The organism is Streptomyces sp. NPDC051987 (assembly GCF_040680735.1).
Taxonomy (GTDB): Bacteria; Actinomycetota; Actinomycetes; order Streptomycetales; family Streptomycetaceae; genus Streptomyces.
On record NZ_JBFAXI010000048.1, the window covers coordinates 23,381 to 38,705 of the forward strand.

A 15,325-nucleotide genomic window follows, 5' to 3' on the forward strand; every position below is an offset into this window, starting at 1 on the left:
CGGTCCTGGTTCCGGTCCCGCACCCCGGCTCAGCCCGGCTTGCGGGCCAGGACGAACGCCCGCGGCCACTTCTCCGACCCCACCGGCTCCCGGATCAGGGTCGCCGCCACCTCCAGGCCCGCCTTGGCGAGCATGTCGCCCACCGCGTACGCCGGACGCCAGTAGTAGCGCAGGTCGATCTCGTGGCCGAAGCGCTCGGTGAGGTGGAGGCCGGGCGAGTCGCCCTTCTGGAAGGCCAGCAGGACGTGGCCGCCGGGGACCAGGACGCGGTGGAAGCCGGCGAAGGTCGCCGGGAGGTGGTCGTCGGGGATGTGGATGATCGAGTAGAGGGCGAGGATGCCGCCGAGGGTCTCGTCGGGCAGGTCCAGGGAGGTCATGGAGCCCAGGTGGTAGCGGACGGCGGGGTGGGCCTCGCGGGCCAGCGCGACCATGGCGGGGGAGAGGTCGATGCCGAAGGCCTGGACACCCAGGTCGTTCAGGTGGGCCGTGACGGCGCCGGGGCCGCTGCCCAGGTCGGCCACGGGGGCGCTGCCGTTCGCCTTCACCAGCGTGGCGAAGGCGGCGATCATCGACATGTCCACCGGCCGTTCGGGGAGGCCGGGGAAGGCGGCACGGTAGTCCTTGGCGAACGCGTCGTAGGACGTACGGGTGGTTTCTATGAAGTCGGGTGTCTCCGATTCCGTCACGGTCGCGCACGCTACCGGGCGGGCGCGGCCCGCGTGGCGAAGTCCCGGTTGCGGCTCGGTCCCGTTTCGGTGGGTGGACAGGACGGGCGTGATCGTCGCCAGGCGTGGTATCCGTGGATGAGGAAACATATGTGTTACCCAGCCACGTCCGAGGTCATGCGTCCGCGGTCAGATTTTCTTCCCCTAACGGGCTGAACTTTTGTTGATCTCGGGGCAGTTGACCCATCGGGCGTCCTACCCTTCAGAGGGTGAACCAATTGATGTCCCAAGAGACCGAGGCCGACCTTCCAGGGGATGTGCTCCCCGGCGTGCTCAGCGAGGAACTGCATGCCGAACTCGTCGCCTTCCGCCGCGACCTGCACATGCACCCCGAACTGGGCAATCAGGAGTTCCGCACCACGGCCGCCATCAAGGAACGGCTGGAAAAGGCCGGTCTGCGGCCGCGGGTCCTCCCGTCGGGGACCGGCCTCGTCTGTGACATCGGGCCGGTCGGGGACGGGCTCCCGGTGCTCGCCCTGCGCGCCGACATCGACGCCCTGCCCATCCCGGACATGAAGACCGAGTGCGCCTACCGGTCCACCGTGCCGGACCGGGCGCACGCCTGCGGGCACGACGTGCACACGACCGTGGTGCTGGGCGCCGGACTGGTTCTCGCCGAGCTGCACGAGCGGGGGCAGCTGCCGCGGCCCGTGCGGCTGCTCTTCCAGCCCGCGGAGGAGGTGCTGCCCGGCGGCGCCGCCGACGCCATCGAGGCCGGGGTGCTGGACGGGGTGGGCCGGATCATCGCCGTGCACTGCGACCCCCGGGTCGACGTGGGGCGGATCGGACTCAGGACCGGGGCCATCACCAGCGCCTGCGACCGGATCGAGGTGGCCCTGGACGGCCCCGGCGGGCACACCGCCCGGCCGCACCTGACGACCGACCTGGTCACCGCCGCCGCCCGGGTCGCCGTCGACGTGCCGGCGCTCATCGGGCGGCGCGTGGACAGCCGCAGCGGGCTCGCCGTGACCTGGGGCCGGATCGAGTGCGGGCACGCGCCGAACGTGATCCCGCAGCACGCCGAGCTGTCCGGGACGGTGCGCTGCCTGGACCTGGAGGCCTGGCGGCAGGCCCCGGACGTGGTGCACGCGGCGATCGACGAGGTCGCCACCATGCACCGGGCCAAGTCCGAGATCAACTACGTCCGCGGGGTGCCGCCGGTCGTCAACGACCCGGTGATCACCGAACTGCTGCGGGACGCGATGACCGCCCGGCGCGGCACCGAATCCATCGAGACCACCGAGCAGAGCCTCGGCGGCGAGGACTTCTCCTGGTACCTGGAGCACGTCCCGGGCGCGCTGGCGCGGCTCGGGGTGCGCACGCCAGGCGAGCGCACCGCGCGCGACCTGCACCAGGGTGACTTCGACGCCGACGAGCGGGCCATCACCGTCGGGGTGGAGCTGTTCACGGCCGCCGCCCTGATCGACGCGACCATGTAGTCGTACCGAACGACGGTCCGCTCGGCAGCCTGGAGAAACGGTCAGCTTCCGGCCCGGCGCACGCGACGCGTGCGGGCCGGTCGCGCACGCGAGTGACACAGGTCCCGCAGGGGGCGAAGAGGTGCCCGTTCGGTACCCCTTCGCCCCCTTGTGTCACCCCGTCGTAACCGTTGGTCTCCGCTTGTAACCCGGAGTCGGCACGGTTCGATAACGGCCCGGAGAAACCCCGTTCCCCTCCCCTTCTACGCGCGTTACTGTGCGCCGAAATCGCCACCGAGGGTGGACGGTTGGGGAAGCGGGCCGGGGACGGTGCCGTGGGGACGAAGGGTGCTTGCTGTGCGTACTATCTCGGGTCGTAGGACTCGGTTCTCCCAAGCTGCGGTGACCGTTGCCGTCATCGCCCTCGCGGCCGCCGGGTGCGGCAAATCCAGCTCGGACACCGGTGCGACCAGCACCAACTCGTCCGGCAAGTACAACGGCAAGGGCATCGGCCTCGCCTACGACATCGGCGGCAAGGGCGACCAGTCCTTCAACGACGCCGCGTACGCCGGCTTCCAGAAGGCCGAGAAGGAGTTCGGCATCGGCGGCCGGGACATCGAGCCGCAGGACGGCGAGTCCGACGCCGACAAGGTGCAGCGCCTCGACACGCTCGCCAAGGCCGGTTACAACCCGATCATCGGGGTCGGCTACTCCTACGCGCCCGCCGTCAAGGAGGTCGCGGCCAAGTACCCCAAGATCACCTTCGGCATCATCGACGACAACGAGGTGACGGCCAGCAACGTCGTCGACATGGTCTTCGCGGCCGAGCAGTCCTCGTACCTGGCCGGTGTCGCCGCCGCCTCCGCGACCAAGAAGAACCACATCGGGTTCATCGGCGGCGTGGACATCCCGCTGATCCACACCTTCGAGGCCGGGTTCGACCAGGGCGCCAAGTCCGTCAACCCGAAGATCAAGATCGAGTCGCAGTACCTGACCCAGACGGCTCAGGAGGGTGGCTTCTCCAGCCCCGACAAGGGCAAGGCCGCGGCGCAGGGCCAGATCGACGCCGGCGCCGACGTCATCTACCACGCGGCCGGCCTCTCCGGCCAGGGCGTGATCGAGGCCGCCGCCACCGCCAAGGTGTGGGCGATCGGCGTCGACTCCGACCAGTACAGCCAGAGCGCCCTCGCCAAGTACAAGGACTACATCCTCGGCTCGGCCCTGAAGAACGTCGGCGGCGCCGTGTACGACCTGGTGAAGTCGGTCTACGACGGCAAGCCGGAGAGCGGTGTCGTCCAGGGCACCCTCAAGACCGGCGGCGTGGGCTTCGCGGACACCAACCCGAAGTACAAGGCCATGACGAAGGTCGTCGCCGCCGTGGAGAAGGCCAAGCAGGAGATCATCGACGGCAAGGTCACCGTCAACACGAAGTAATGCGACATATATAAAGCGCCGGGTGAGCGGTCGTACCCACGGGTACGGCCGCTCACGGTGCCGTCGCGGGTCCGCACGCCCCTTGCCTGCCGCAAGGGGCGCAATGCTGTCCGTCACCTTGGCCGTGACTGTGGCCACAGCTAGATAACGGACCGGACATTGGGGGTTTTCCGTCTGGTCTACGCGCGTTACGCTGCCGCGGAACCAGCGCCTGGTTTGGGCGCTTGCACGAAGGAGTCTCGTTCCATGCGCCGGGTGTCCCGAATCGCCGTTGCGGGCGTTGCAACCGCAGCCCTTGCTGTCACCGTCTCAGCGTGCGGCAGCTCGTCCAGCTCGTCCACTGGCAAGAGTGGCGCGTCCAAGGGGGTCGGCCTCGCGTACGACGTCGGCGGCAAGGGCGACCAGTCCTTCAACGACGCCGCGTACGCCGGCTTCCAGAAGGCCAACCAGGAGTTCGGCGTCACCGGCCGCGACATCGAGCCGCAGGACGGCGAGTCGGACGCGGACAAGGTCCAGCGGCTGGAGACCCTGGCCAAGTCCGGCTACAACCCCGTGATCGGCGTCGGCTTCGCCTACGCGCCCGCGGTCAAGGAAGCCGCCGCGAAGTTCCCGAAGGTCACCTTCGGCATCATTGACGACAACCAGGACCAGGCGAGCAACATCGCCGACATGGTCTTCCACGAGGAGCAGTCCTCGTACCTGGCCGGTGTCACCGCCGCGCTGACCACCAAGTCGAACACCGTCGGCTTCATCGGCGGCGTGGACGTCCCGCTGATCCACAAGTTCGAGGCGGGCTTCGAGCAGGGCGTCAAGGACACCAAGAAGAACGTCACGGTCAAGGCCCAGTACCTGACCCAGACGGCTCAGGAGGGCGGTTTCTCCAGCCCCGACAAGGGTGAGGCTGCCGCCGAGGGCCAGATCGGCGGCGGCGCCGATGTGGTCTACGCCGCCGCCGGCCTCTCCGGCCAGGGCGTCATCAAGGCCGCCGCCGCGCACAAGGTGTGGGCGATCGGTGTCGACTCCGACCAGTACAACCAGGCCGCGCTGTCGAAGTACAAGAACTACATCCTGACCTCGGCCCTGAAGAACGTCGAGGGCGCGGTGTACGACCTCGCCAAGTCGGTCATCAAGGACAAGAAGCCGCTGTCCGGCGAGATCCGCGGGTCCCTGAACAACGGCGGTGTCGGTCTGGCCGACTCCAACCCGGTGTTCAAGAACAACGCCAAGCTGCAGGCCGCGCTCAAGAAGGCCGAGGCGGGCATCAAGGACGGCTCCATCACGGTCAAGACCTCCTGACCCAGGAGTCATGACCGTGCCGTAGGCATGGTCAAAGACGCGCCTTAATGGCAGCGTTACGGCCACGGAACGGGGTGCGGGAAGGATGTCCTTCCCGTGCCCCTGCCGTAGCACCGGCACTCCGGGGTTCCGGGCGCGAGTCCGGATGATCGGCCGCCGGTTCCGGGCTTCGGACCGGGGGAGGGCGGTGGCCCCGGGCGCGAGTCCGGAGCGTAGGTCAGCGGTCCGGGAAGCCGGACGGTGGTCCGGGCGCGGGGCCGGGAGACCGGTCTGGGGTCCGGGGCGCCGGTCGGGGTTCCGGGCCCGGGGGCGGGGATCCGGGGCGGGAGCCCTGGCGGCGTCCGAGAGTCGGTCAGGAATCTCGGGCGAGCGTCGGGGCGGCCGGTCGGTGACCCGGGGGCGGGGGCCGGGAGATCCTTGGGAGATCCCGGAACAGCGGCAGGGACAACCCTCGTCCGCGCGGCAGAATGCTCGGAACGGATCGAGAGTCGAAAAAGCTCGGTCAGGTCCGGGCACTATTTAAAGCAGGGGCGCTACGCGCGTAGAGCGACCCCTTTCCCGAGGAGAGTGCGCCATCGACGCGTCCAGCAGCCCTCCGCTCACCGCAGAGACGACAGCCGCGGTCGAGCTGGCGGGGATCACCAAGCGATTCCCGGGTGTCGTAGCCAACCACGACATCCACCTGTCCGTCCGCAAGGGCACCGTGCATGCCCTGGTCGGCGAGAACGGGGCCGGCAAGTCGACCCTGATGAAGATCCTCTACGGCATGCAGAAGCCGGACGAGGGCACCATCGCGATCGACGGCGAGCAGGTCTCCTTCTCGTCCCCGGCCGACGCCATCGCGCGCGGCATCGGCATGGTCCACCAGCACTTCATGCTCGCCGACAACCTGACGGTCCTGGAGAACGTCGTGCTCGGCAGCGAGAAGCTGTACGGCATCGGCGGCAACGCCCGGAAGAAGATCCGCGAGATCTCCGACCGGTACGGCCTCGGCGTCCGCCCGGACGCCCTGGTCGAGGACCTCGGCGTCGCCGACCGGCAGCGCGTGGAGATCCTCAAGGTCCTCTTCCGCGGTGCCAGGACCCTGATCCTCGACGAGCCCACCGCCGTCCTCGTCCCGCAGGAGGTCGACGCGCTCTTCGACAACCTGCGCGAGCTGAAGTCGGAGGGCCTCTCGGTCATCTTCATCTCCCACAAGCTCGGTGAGGTGCTGTCCGTCGCCGACGACATCACCGTCATCCGGCGCGGCACGACGGTCGGTACCGCGATCCCGTCGCAGACCACGCCCCGCCAGCTCGCCGAGCTGATGGTCGGCAGCGAACTGCCCACCCCGGAGACCGCTGAGTCCACCGTCACCGACCAGGCCGTCGTCACGGTGCGCAACCTCACCGTCTACGCCAGCGGCGCCTCCCTCGGCGAGGTCGGCGCCCAGCCCGAGACCGCCACGGCCGGCTCCGCCGGCGCCGCCGCGCGCGGCGACGTCCTCGACGAGGCCACCACCCCCGGCGCCGCCAAGCGCGTCCTCGACGACGTCTCCTTCACCATCCACGCCGGCGAGGTCATGGGCATCGCCGGTGTCGAGGGCAACGGCCAGACCGAGCTGATCGACGCGCTCATCGGCACCCGGCACGCCGACTCCGGCACCATCGAGTTCCTCGGCGAGGACATCACCGGCTGGCAGACCCGCAAGCGGCGCGAGTCCGGCGTCGGCTACATCCCCGAGGACCGCCACCGCCAGGGCCTGCTCCTGGAGTCCCCGCTCTGGGAGAACCGGATCCTCGGCCACGTCACCGAGAAGCCCAACGCGAAGGGCTTCTGGCTGGACATCAAGGGCGCCCAGGCCGACACCCGCCGGATCGTCGAGGAGTACGACGTCCGTACCCCCGGCATCGACGTCACCGCCGCCTCCCTCTCCGGCGGCAACCAGCAGAAGCTGATCGTCGGCCGCGAGATGAGCCACAACCCGAAGTTCCTGATCGCCGCCCACCCCACCCGCGGTGTGGACGTCGGCGCCCAGGCGCAGATCTGGGACCGCATCCGGGAGGCCCGCCGCGAGGGCCTGGCCGTGCTGCTGATCTCCGCCGACCTGGACGAGCTGATCGGCCTGTCGGACACCCTGCGGGTGATCTTCGACGGAAGGCTGGTCGCGGACGCCGACCCGGCCACCATCACCCCGGAGGAGCTGGGCTCCGCCATGACGGGTGCCGCGACCGGCCACCTGGAACACGTAGACACCGCCTCAGCAGGAAACGAAGGCGCCGCCGGTCCGGAGGACGAGGCCCGATGAAGAAGTTCGACAAGGAGCGGGTGCTCCTCGCGCTGGCCGGCCCGGTCATCGCGCTCGTCCTGGCGATCGCCCTGACCTCGGTCGTGCTGCTCGCCTCGAACCGCAACCCGTTCGAGCCGTACGTGCTGATGCTCCAGCAGCTGCCGTACTCGGACATCCAGGTCCTGATCATCAACCAGGCGGCGATGTACTACATCGCGGCCATCGCGGTCGCCCTCGGCTTCCGCATGAACCTGTTCAACATCGGCGTCGACGGCCAGTACCGCCTCGCCGCCGTGATGACGGCCGTGGTCGGCGCCAACGTCGGCCTGCCCGCCTTCCTGCAGATCCCGATGCTGCTCCTGGTCGCCATGCTCACCGGCGCCTTCTGGGCCGGTATCGCGGGCGTCCTCAAGGTCACCCGAGGGGTCAGCGAGGTCGTCGCCACGATCATGCTGAACGCCATCGCCACCAGCGTCATCGGCTACGTCACCCTCTCGAACGTGTGGGGTGTCCAGGTCGGCAACAACATGACGACCGGCGTGATGAAGAAGTCCGGCTGGTTCCCCGGCATCAACCTGGGCTCCGACGTCGGCGAGATCTACGGCATGGTCTTCGTCGCCATCGCCCTCGGCATCGGCTACTGGATCGTCCTCAACCGCACCCGCTTCGGCTTCGACCTGCGCGCCACCGGCGCCTCCGAGTCCGCCGCGGCCGCCTCCGGCGTCGACGCCAAGCGCATGGTCCTCGTCTCCATGTTGATCTCCGGCGCCGTCTCCGGCCTCGCGGGCCTCCCGCTGCTGCTCGGCGACTCCCACACCTACAGCCTCGACTTCCCGGCCGGCCTCGGCTTCACCGCCATCGGCATCGCCCTGCTCGGCCGCAACAACCCCGGCGGCATCGCCTTCGCCGCCCTGCTCTGGGCCTTCCTCGACAAGGCCTCGCCCGCCCTCGACTACGCGACCCCCGTGGCGTACGAGAAGGAGATCGCCACGATCATGCAGGGCCTGATCGTCTTCTCCGTGGTCATCTCCTACGAAGCCGTGCGGCAGTGGGGTCTGCGCCGCCAGCAGCGCCAGGTCGGCGCGGAGCTCGCCGCGGCCGCCGCCCAGAACACCAAGAAGGAGGTGGCGGCCTGATGTCCACCGCGACCATCGCCAAGCCGCAGGCGACCCAGCCCGGCAAGGGCGGCCGCCGAATGTCGCTCCCGGTACTCCTGCTGGTCATCGCCGGCGTACTGGTCCTCACCTCGGCCGTGCGCCTGATCACCGGCGCCGACGGCATCACCTCGACCGGCCAGATGTCCACCGCGCTGCGCCTCGCCGTCCCGATCGGCCTCGCCGGCCTCGGCGGTCTGTGGGCCGAGCGCGCGGGCGTCGTCAACATCGGCCTCGAAGGCATGATGATCCTCGGCACCTGGTTCGGCGCCTGGGCCGGCTACCAGTGGGGCCCCTGGGTCGGCGTCGTCTTCGGCATCCTCGGCGGCGCGCTCGGCGCCCTGCTGCACGCCGTCGCCACCGTCACCTTCAACGTCAACCACATCGTCTCCGGTGTGGCCCTGAACATCCTCGCCCTGGGCGCCACCCGCTACCTCTCGAAGTTCACCTTCGAGAACGCCGAGGGCGGCTCCTCCAAGCAGTCCCCGCCGATCGACTCGCTCGGCACGTTCAGCGTCCCGGGCCTGTCGGACTGGCTGAACACGATCAACGAGAAGCACTGGTTCCTGGTCTCCGACATCGCGGGCCTGGTCGGCGGTCTGCTCACCGACCTGTCCCCGCTGACGGTCGTCGCGGCCGCCCTGGTCCCGGTCACCTGGTGGGTCCTGTGGCGCACCGCCTTCGGGCTCCGGCTGCGCTCCTGCGGCGAGAACCCGGTGGCGGCCGAGTCCCTCGGCGTCAACGTCTACAAGTACAAGTACATCGCGGTGATCATCAGCGGTGGTTTCGCGGGCCTGGGCGGCGCGTTCCTCTCGATCGTCGCCTCGAACGTCTACCTGGACGGCCAGACCGCCGGCCGCGGCTACATCGGTCTCGCCGCGATGATCTTCGGCAACTGGATGCCGGGCGGCCTCGCCCTCGGCGCGGGCCTGTTCGGCTACACCGACAGCCTCAACCTGCGCGGCGGCACGGTGAACGTCCACGCGCTGATCCTGCTGATCGCGATCCTGCTGGTGTTCGGCGCGGCCTACCTGGCCTGGCGCAAGAGGTACGTCCCGGCGGTGATCACCCTCGTGATCTCGGTCCTGATGTTCGTCTGGTACGCCTCCACCAACGAGGTCCCTCGTCAGCTGGTGACCGCGACCCCGTACATCGTCACCCTGCTGGTGCTCTCGCTGTCCGCGCAGTCCCTGCGGATGCCGAAGGCGGACGGACTGCCGTACCGGAAGGGCCAGGGCAAGTGACCGGCGCGGCGGCCGCCTTCGACTGGGAGACCCTGCGCGCGGAGGCGCGGGAGGCCATGTCCCACGCCTACGCGCCGTACTCCGGCTACCCGGTCGGGGCCGCCGCCCTGGTGGACGACGGCCGTACGGTCTCCGGCTGCAACGTGGAGAACGCGTCGTACGGCCTCGGCCTGTGCGCCGAGTGCGGACTGGTCTCCGCGCTCCAGCGCACGGGCGGCGGCCGCCTCACGCACTTCACCTGCGTGGACGGCACGGGCGGCCTGCTCGTCCCGTGCGGCCGCTGCCGCCAGCTGCTCTACGAGTTCGGCGGCCCGGAGCTCCTCCTGGACACCCCCGAGGGCGTCCTGCCCCTCTCCGAGATGCTGCCCCAGGCCTTCGGCCCGGCCCATCTCACCAAGTAACTCCCGTACGGCCCCTCCCCGCCCGTCGCCCGGAGGGGCCGTACGCTTCGCACCTCTTCGAAGGGAACGCCATGGCCACCATGGACGCCATCTCCGTCATCCGCACCAAGCGGGACCGCGGTGAACTCAGCGACGCGCAGATCGACTGGGTCATCGACGCGTACACCCGCGGCGAGGTCGCCGACGAGCAGATGTCGTCGCTCGCGATGGCCATCCTGCTGAACGGCATGAACCGCCGGGAGATCGCCCGCTGGACCGCCGCGATGATCGCGTCCGGCGAGCGCATGGACTTCTCCTCGCTGTCCCGCCCGACGGCCGACAAGCACTCCACGGGGGGCGTCGGCGACAAGATCACCCTCCCGCTCGCGCCCCTCGTCGCCGCCTGCGGCGCGGCCGTCCCCCAGCTCTCCGGCCGCGGTCTCGGCCACACCGGCGGCACCCTGGACAAGCTGGAGTCGATCCCCGGCTGGCGTGCCCTGCTCTCCAACGAGGAGATGCTGTCGGTGCTGGACTCGACCGGCGCGGTGATCTGCGCGGCGGGCGACGGCCTGGCCCCCGCCGACAAGAAGCTCTACGCCCTGCGCGACGTCACCGGCACGGTCGAGGCGATCCCGCTGATCGCGTCCTCCATCATGTCCAAGAAGATCGCCGAGGGCACCGGCTCCCTGGTCCTGGACGTGAAGGTCGGCACCGGCGCCTTCATGAAGACCGTCGAGGACGCCCGTGAGCTGGCCTCGACGATGGTGGGCCTCGGCACCGACCACGGCGTGAAGACGGTCGCCCTCCTCACCGACATGTCCACCCCGCTCGGCCTGACGGCCGGCAACGCCCTGGAGGTCCGCGAGTCGGTGGAGGTGCTGGCCGGCGGCGGTCCCGCCGACGTCGTCGAACTGACCCTCGCGCTCGCCCGCGAGATGCTCGACGCGGCCGGAGTGAAGGACGCCGACCCGGCGAAGGCGCTGGCCGACGGTTCGGCGATGGACGTCTGGCGCCGGATGATCGCGGCCCAGGGCGGCGACCCGGACGCGACGCTGCCGGTGGCGAAGGAGCAGCACGTGGTGAAGGCCGCCTCCTCGGGCGTCCTGACCCGCCTCGACGCCTACGGCATCGGCGTCGCCGCCTGGCGCCTCGGCGCGGGCCGGGCCCGCAAGGAGGACCCGGTGCAGGCGGGTGCCGGCGTCGAACTCCACGCCAAGCCCGGCGACACCGTCACCGCCGGCCAGCCCCTCCTCACCCTCCACACGGACACCCCGGAACGCTTCGAGTACGCGCTCCAGGCGGTCGAGGGTTCGTACGACATCGCGACGACCGGTACAGAGTTCACGGCGTCCCCCGTCGTACTGGAACGTATCGCCTGACCAGGGATCGTCACCGTGTCGCCCCGACCGTCCGAGGAACACAACGACACCGCGGAACGCGACACGGGCATGTTCCCCTCGGCCCGAGTGGGTCACCCCAGCAGCGCCGCCACCACCGACACCGCTGTGCGGCGACGCGGGGTGCACCGCGGTTGCCGATGAGTTGTCGGGCCGGGGCGGGTCTACCGGTCGTGGATGCCGTGACCCCCGCCGTGCTCGTGCTGTCGGGCCCCGTCGCCAGGGACGAGGTGCCGGGGCTCTGTGATGACGTGCGTGCGCTGCTGGTGGCCGGTGGGCCCGGGGTCGTCGTCTGCGACGTCGGCGGCCTCGGAACGCCGGGCCTCGCGGCCGTCGACCTGCTGGCGCGGCTGGAGCTGGCGGCACGGCGGGCCGGCGGGCGGATACGGCTCCGTGACCCCGACCCGGCCCTACGCTCCCTCCTCCGTTTCGTCGGGCTCCGCATCCAGGTGGAGGGGGAGGCCGAAGAGCGGGAACCACCGCTTGGTGTCGAGGAAGAAGTGGAACCCGGTCAGCCGGCCGTCTGAGATCTCCAGGACCTGCACGGACCAGGGGCTGAAGCCGCCGGTCTCCGGGTCGGGCTTGTACTGGGCGAACCCGGGCAGGCCGTTGACCTGGACCGGGAACAGCCGCGAGCCCTCGCAGGCGGAGCCGATGGTGGTCATGAAGCCGGTGATGTCGTCGTGGCCGGTGAGCCACAGGTCGAACGGCGGCATCGTCATGATGGCGTCCTCGTGGAGCAGCGCCGTCAGCGCCGTCATGTCGTAGCCCTCGAAGGCCGCGACATAGCGCTCCAGGAGCTTTCGCTGCTCCTCGTCGAGCGGGTCGGAGACCTCGGCCGCGGCGCCCGACTGCCGCTGCTCGGCCAGCGTGGCCCGAGCCCGCTGCAACGCGCTGTTGACCGAGGCGACGGTGGTGCCGAGCAGGTCGGCCACCTCGGTGGCCCGCCAGGCCAGCACCTCGCGCAGGATCAGCACCGCCCGCTGCTTGGGCGGCAGCTGCTGGAGCGCCGCCATGAAGGCCAGCCGGATCGACTCCTTGGCCACGGCCGCCTCCGCCGGGTCGTCCACGGTCGGCAGCACGCGCGCGTCGGGCACCGGCTCCAGCCAGGTGTTGTCGGGCCGGGGGGAGAGCGCCGCCTGGGCGAGCGGCGTCGACTCGCTGAGGTCCATCGGGCGGGCCCGCTTGCTGCCCGCGTCTAGCATGTCCAGGCAGACGTTCGTCGCGATCCGGTACAGCCACGACCGGAGGCTGGAGCGGCCCTCGAACCTGTCGTAGCTCCGCCAGGCCCGCACCAGGGTGTCCTGCACCGCGTCCTCGGCCTCGAACGACGAGCCGAGCATGCGGTAGCAGTAGCCGGTCAGCTCGGTCCGGTGCTTCTCCAGTGCGACGTCCAGCTCTGCCGTCGCCGTGCCGTCGGTCATCTTCCGTCCACCCACCCCTGTGGCCGTTCCTGTTCGCGCGACGTTGCGCTCCAGCACTTCGGAAGCTACCGCAGGGGACTGACAACGACGTCCGGAGTGGGGAAATGTGCAGGTGAGACGGGGTGCACCCAAGGGGGCGGGGGTGCGCGGTGAGGCGGCGGTGCCGGGTGCGTCGTGGCCGGTCGCGCAGTTCCTCCCCCAGCCTTCGGCCGGGGGTACCCCCAGCGCCCCTGACGGGGCGCCGCGGTGCGGGGGCGTCGGTCAGTGGGCGCCGGCCGGGATCTGGCGGTGGGCGGCCACGGAGCCCAGGACCGTGATGGTCACGACGCCGAGGATCGCGAGCAGGCCCACGCCGACCGTGCCGGACCAGCCCTCGGCGTGGAAGGCCAGGGCGCCCACCGTGCTGCCGGTGCTGGAGCCGATGTAGTACGCGGACTGGTAGAGGGCCGACGCCTGCGCCCTGCCGTGGGTCGCCGTCTTGCTGACCGCCGAGGAGGCCACCGCGTGGCCCGCGAAGAAGCCCGCGGTGATCAGGACCAGGCCGAGCAGGACCAGGGGGAGCGAGTCCGCCAGCGAGAGCAGGAGGCCGCCGGCGGTGGTGCCGCCGGCCAGGTAGAGAGCCCCGCGGCGGCCCAGGCGGCCGACCAGACGGCCCGCCGTCGACGCCGACACCGTGCCGACCAGGTACACCAGGAAGATCGAGCCGACGATGCCCTGCGGGAGCGAGAAGGGCTCCTGGGTCAGGCGGTAGCCGATCACCGTGTAGACGCCGCCGAAGACGGTCATGAACAGCGCGCCGATCGCGTACAGGCGGCGCAGCAGCGGGTCGGCCAGGTGGTCGCGGACCGTGCCGAGCAGCCGGCGCGGGTGCAGCGAACCCGCCTTGAAGTGCCGCGGCGCGGGCAGCAGCAGGCGGAAGGCGACCGCGCAGCCGACCGCGATCACACCGATGGCGCCCACGGCCACCCGCCAGCCCCACTCCTGCGCGACCCAGCCGGTGATGACCCGGCCGCTCATCCCGCCGACGCTGTTCCCCGCGACGAACAGGCCGATCGCCGTGACCAGCGCCCTCGGGCGGACCTCCTCCGCGAGATACGCCTGCGCCGACGCCGGCAGACCGGCCAGCGCCGCGCCCTGGACGCCCCGCAGCACCACCAGCACGCCCAGGGAGGGCGCGAAGGGGACCAGCAGACCGACGGTCACCGCGACCGCCAGCGACGCCGTCATGACCGCACGCCGGCCGAAGCGCTCGGAGAGGGCGCTCATCGGGACGACGAACAGCGCCAGACCGCCGGTCGCCGCCGCCACCGTCCAGCTCGCGTCGCTCGCGGACACGCCGTAGCCGTCCGAGATCAGCGGGAGCAGGGCCTGCGTGGAGTAGAGGAGGGCGAAGGTCGCGACACCGGCGAGGAAGAGCGCGAAGCTCATCCGCCGGTATCCGGGACCGCCCGGGGTCAGCCGGGAGTCCTCGGCGGGGACGGGCGTGGCGGCGCCCACGACGGTGGACGCCCCGGTACTGGCAGGAGACATGCTTCGAACGTACGGACCCGCCGCTCATCCGTCCAATGCGCGAAATCGCCATAATCGTTCCCGTGAAGCATCAGCAGAGGTCGGTGGGGCGCCTGTCACCGTCCAGTGACACAGAAGACATGACGACGGTGCTGGCGCCTCGCCTCGCGTACTTCGCCGGCGTGGCCCGCACGGAGCACGTCACCCGGGCCGCCCAGGAACTCGACGTCCCCCAGTCCACCCTGTCCCGAGCGGTGGCCCGCCTGGAGCAGGACCTGGGGGTCGACCTGTTCACCCGGCACGGCCGCACCGTCTCCCTCACCCCGGCCGGCCGGACCTTCCTCACCTCGGTCGAGCGGGCCCTCGCCGAGGTCCGGCGCGCCGCCGACGAGGTCCGCGCCGACGCCGACCCCACCACCGGCAAGGTCGCCTTCGGCTTCCTGCACACGATGGGCGCGGAGACCGTCCCGGGCCTCCTCCAGGCCTTCCGCGCGGACCACCCCCGCATCCGCTTCGGCCTCGTCCAGACCTACGGGGAGGCGATGATCGAGAAGCTGCGCGCGGGCGAGCTGGACCTCTGCCTGACCTCTCCGGTCCCGGACGCCCCCGATCTGGTCGCCCGCCGCCTCGACGAACAGAAACTGCGCCTGGTGGTGCCCGCGGACCATCCCCTGGCCACCCGCCGGCGCGTCCGCCTCGCCGAAGCGGCCGACGAGACCTTCGTGACCCTGGAACCGGGCTACGGCCTGCGCCGCATCACCGACGACCTGTGCGAGCAGGCCGGCTTCCGCCCGCGCGTGGCCTTCGAGGGCGAGGAGGCGGAGACCCTGCGGGGCCTGGTGGCGGCGGGACTCGGCGTGGCGCTGCTCCCCCCGCCCGCCTTCCCCCGCCCGGGAGTCGTGGAACTGACGGTCACCGCGCCACGGGCGGCACGCGAGATCGGCGTGGCCTGGCTCGACGGCCACCCGGACACCCCGCCGGTAGCGGCTTTCAAGAAATTCCTTCTGTCGCGAAGGGGCAACCTGCTCCCCGCCTGACGGCAGCGCGCCCCATAGGGGCGCTGGGGGTACCCCCG

General features: G+C 70.8%; 13 protein-coding genes. 10 read left to right on the forward strand and 3 right to left on the reverse strand.

From position 1 onward, the window contains the following. Positions 1–29 precede the first annotated feature (29 nt). Positions 30–686: a class I SAM-dependent methyltransferase gene (locus AB0M11_RS24665; RefSeq protein WP_365708953.1), complete on the reverse strand. Its 657-nt coding sequence runs from the start codon at positions 684–686 to the stop codon at positions 30–32. A gap of 260 nt (positions 687–946) precedes the next feature. On the opposite strand from AB0M11_RS24665, the gene AB0M11_RS24670 reads away from it, so the two are divergent. The 9 genes from AB0M11_RS24670 (at position 947) to AB0M11_RS24710 (ending at position 11,844) form a co-directional block, all read left to right on the forward strand. Then, the gene (locus AB0M11_RS24670; RefSeq protein WP_365708955.1) at positions 947–2,164 is read left to right on the forward strand and encodes a M20 family metallopeptidase; all 1,218 of its coding nucleotides are present in this window, start codon (positions 947–949) and stop codon (positions 2,162–2,164) included. Between the two features lie 381 nt (positions 2,165–2,545). After that, positions 2,546–3,577, forward strand: coding sequence for a BMP family ABC transporter substrate-binding protein (locus tag AB0M11_RS24675; RefSeq protein WP_365708957.1), 1,032 nt, complete (start codon positions 2,546–2,548; stop codon positions 3,575–3,577). 246 nt (positions 3,578–3,823) lie between these two features. Next, positions 3,824–4,873 carry a BMP family ABC transporter substrate-binding protein gene (locus AB0M11_RS24680; protein WP_365708959.1) on the forward strand — a complete coding sequence of 350 codons (1,050 nt, stop codon included), beginning with the start codon at positions 3,824–3,826 and terminating at the stop codon, positions 4,871–4,873. Between the two features lie 574 nt (positions 4,874–5,447). Further along, positions 5,448–7,160, forward strand: coding sequence for an ABC transporter ATP-binding protein (locus AB0M11_RS24685; RefSeq protein ID WP_365709017.1), 1,713 nt, complete (start codon positions 5,448–5,450; stop codon positions 7,158–7,160). Then, positions 7,157–8,278, forward strand: coding sequence for an ABC transporter permease (locus AB0M11_RS24690; protein WP_365708961.1), 1,122 nt, complete (start codon positions 7,157–7,159; stop codon positions 8,276–8,278). The genes AB0M11_RS24685 and AB0M11_RS24690 overlap by 4 nt, the downstream gene beginning before the upstream one ends. Beyond that, complete coding sequence (locus AB0M11_RS24695) at positions 8,278–9,540, forward strand: ABC transporter permease (protein WP_365708963.1); 1,263 nt, start codon at positions 8,278–8,280, stop codon at positions 9,538–9,540. The genes AB0M11_RS24690 and AB0M11_RS24695 overlap by 1 nt, the downstream gene beginning before the upstream one ends. Beyond that, positions 9,537–9,941, forward strand: a complete 405-nt coding sequence (locus AB0M11_RS24700; RefSeq protein ID WP_365708965.1) for a cytidine deaminase — start codon at positions 9,537–9,539, stop codon at positions 9,939–9,941. Before AB0M11_RS24695 ends, AB0M11_RS24700 begins: the two co-directional genes overlap by 4 nt. Before the next feature lie 80 nt (positions 9,942–10,021). Then, positions 10,022–11,299, forward strand: coding sequence for a thymidine phosphorylase (locus tag AB0M11_RS24705; RefSeq protein WP_365709019.1), 1,278 nt, complete (start codon positions 10,022–10,024; stop codon positions 11,297–11,299). 158 nt (positions 11,300–11,457) lie between these two features. After that, complete coding sequence (locus AB0M11_RS24710; protein ID WP_365708967.1) at positions 11,458–11,844, forward strand: STAS domain-containing protein; 387 nt, start codon at positions 11,458–11,460, stop codon at positions 11,842–11,844. Here AB0M11_RS24710 and AB0M11_RS24715 read toward each other — a convergent pair. Both AB0M11_RS24715 and AB0M11_RS24720 read right to left on the reverse strand, forming a co-directional pair. Beyond that, the gene (locus AB0M11_RS24715) at positions 11,728–12,741 is read right to left on the reverse strand and encodes a sigma-70 family RNA polymerase sigma factor (protein ID WP_365708969.1); all 1,014 of its coding nucleotides are present in this window, start codon (positions 12,739–12,741) and stop codon (positions 11,728–11,730) included. The genes AB0M11_RS24710 and AB0M11_RS24715 overlap by 117 nt on opposite strands. Positions 12,742–13,002: 261 nt before the next feature. Beyond that, entirely contained in the window at positions 13,003–14,271 is a 1,269-nt protein-coding gene (locus AB0M11_RS24720) for an MFS transporter (RefSeq protein ID WP_365708971.1), read from the reverse strand. Between the two features lie 62 nt (positions 14,272–14,333). Between AB0M11_RS24720 and AB0M11_RS24725 the strand changes: the two genes are divergently transcribed. Next, on the forward strand, positions 14,334–15,287 hold the full coding sequence (locus tag AB0M11_RS24725; protein ID WP_365708973.1) for a LysR family transcriptional regulator: 954 nt from the start codon (positions 14,334–14,336) through the stop codon (positions 15,285–15,287). Positions 15,288–15,325: the final 38 nt, after the last annotated feature.

What these genes read in the sequence shown, in the direction of transcription:
- AB0M11_RS24690 (WP_365708961.1), top strand. Translation starts at nt 7,157, where the DNA reads ATGAAGAAGTTCGACAAGGAGCGGGTGCTCCTCGCGCTGGCCGGCCCG.
- AB0M11_RS24720 (WP_365708971.1), bottom strand. Translation starts at nt 14,271, where the DNA reads ATGTCTCCTGCCAGTACCGGGGCGTCCACCGTCGTGGGCGCCGCCACG.
- AB0M11_RS24715 (WP_365708969.1), bottom strand. Translation starts at nt 12,741, where the DNA reads ATGACCGACGGCACGGCGACGGCAGAGCTGGACGTCGCACTGGAGAAG.
- AB0M11_RS24695 (WP_365708963.1), top strand. Translation starts at nt 8,278, where the DNA reads ATGTCCACCGCGACCATCGCCAAGCCGCAGGCGACCCAGCCCGGCAAG.
- AB0M11_RS24680 (WP_365708959.1), top strand. Translation starts at nt 3,824, where the DNA reads ATGCGCCGGGTGTCCCGAATCGCCGTTGCGGGCGTTGCAACCGCAGCC.
- AB0M11_RS24705 (WP_365709019.1), top strand. Translation starts at nt 10,022, where the DNA reads ATGGACGCCATCTCCGTCATCCGCACCAAGCGGGACCGCGGTGAACTC.
- AB0M11_RS24670 (WP_365708955.1), top strand. Translation starts at nt 947, where the DNA reads ATGTCCCAAGAGACCGAGGCCGACCTTCCAGGGGATGTGCTCCCCGGC.
- AB0M11_RS24710 (WP_365708967.1), top strand. Translation starts at nt 11,458, where the DNA reads ATGAGTTGTCGGGCCGGGGCGGGTCTACCGGTCGTGGATGCCGTGACC.